Annotated in this window: 1 protein-coding gene and 1 pseudogene; both read right to left on the reverse strand. The window is 70.0% G+C overall.

Translation table 11 applies throughout. The features are described from left to right. A pseudogene (gene prfB / locus G7A99_RS25690) lies at positions 1–232 on the reverse strand (peptide chain release factor 2); the annotation flags it as partial. 92 nt (positions 233–324) lie between these two features. Beyond that, positions 325–1,137, reverse strand: an 813-nt coding sequence (locus G7A99_RS20370; RefSeq protein WP_163143683.1) for a DUF3418 domain-containing protein, incomplete at its 5' end; no start/stop codon positions are given.

Below are 1,137 nucleotides of genomic sequence, written 5' to 3' on the forward strand. Positions count from 1 at the left end.
GAGGCCCGAGAGCAGCCGGTCCAGCGTGGTGACGATATCGACGAGGCGGGCGCGCTCCTTGTTCAGGTTCTGCGCACACTCGGGGTCGTTCCACACGTCCGGGTTCTCGAGCTCCCGGGTTACCTCTTCGAGACGTTCCCTGCGGTTATCGTAGTCAAAGATACCCCCTAAGGGACTCGGCGCGTCCCTGGAGGTCCTCGAGGGTATGGTTGATGGTGTTGATCTCGGCCATCGCTGAAGCGATCCCCTTTCCGTCCGCGCCCGTCGGGGCGCCGGTGCAAAACGGCTGATTCTACACCAGCGTGCGCGCGCCCGTCAGGCCACTCAGCGGACCTCGTCCCAGGCCTCGGCGAGGCGGCGCTCGGAGACCCGCTCGCGGGTGCCCAGGTCCTGGGCGAACTGCGAGATGCGGTACTCCTCCACGAGCCAGCGGAAATGCGCCAGTGCCGGATCGTTTACGCCCTTGCGCTCGTGCTGGGCGCGGCGTTCCAGGTAACGCTCCCACCAGCGCCGCACGGCGCGATGGGGCTCGGCGTCACGGCCCGGCTCGCGCTCCAGTCGGTCCAGGCGGCGCTCGATGCCGGCGAGGTAGCGGGGCAGATCCTCCAGGCGATCCGCCGGCGTGGCGCTGACGAAGCCGGGATAGACGAGCCCGTCGAGCTGCTCACGGATGTCCGACAGGGCGTTGACCATGGCCAGCGATACCGACCCCCCGGTGCGCTTGCGGATCGCGTGGTGGCGTTCCAGCACCGTGCCCACGGTGGCGGTCAGCGCCTCCGCGGCGGGGACCAGCTCGCTGCGATGCTCGCGCAACCGGGTCTCGAAGTCCGCCCGGGTGCGCGGCACCGAGTCGTCGAGGAACACCCGGTCGAAGACCGCCTGGAGGATGTCGGCCCTGAGCGCATCGCAGGTGCCGATACGGTGATAGAGCAGGCACAGGCGGTCGATGCCGGGCAGCGCGCGGCGCAGGTGCCGGGTCTGGTCCGGCAGGCTCAGCATGAGCAGTCGGCGCACGCCGGCGCGGTGGGCATGCTCCGCCGCCTCCGGGGCATCGAGCAGACGCAGGGCGACGGTCTCGCCCTCGTCCACCAGCGCCGGATAGCCACGCAGGGTGACGCCGTTCTGCTCCAGGGTGAC

Source organism: Arhodomonas sp. KWT, assembly GCF_010993615.1.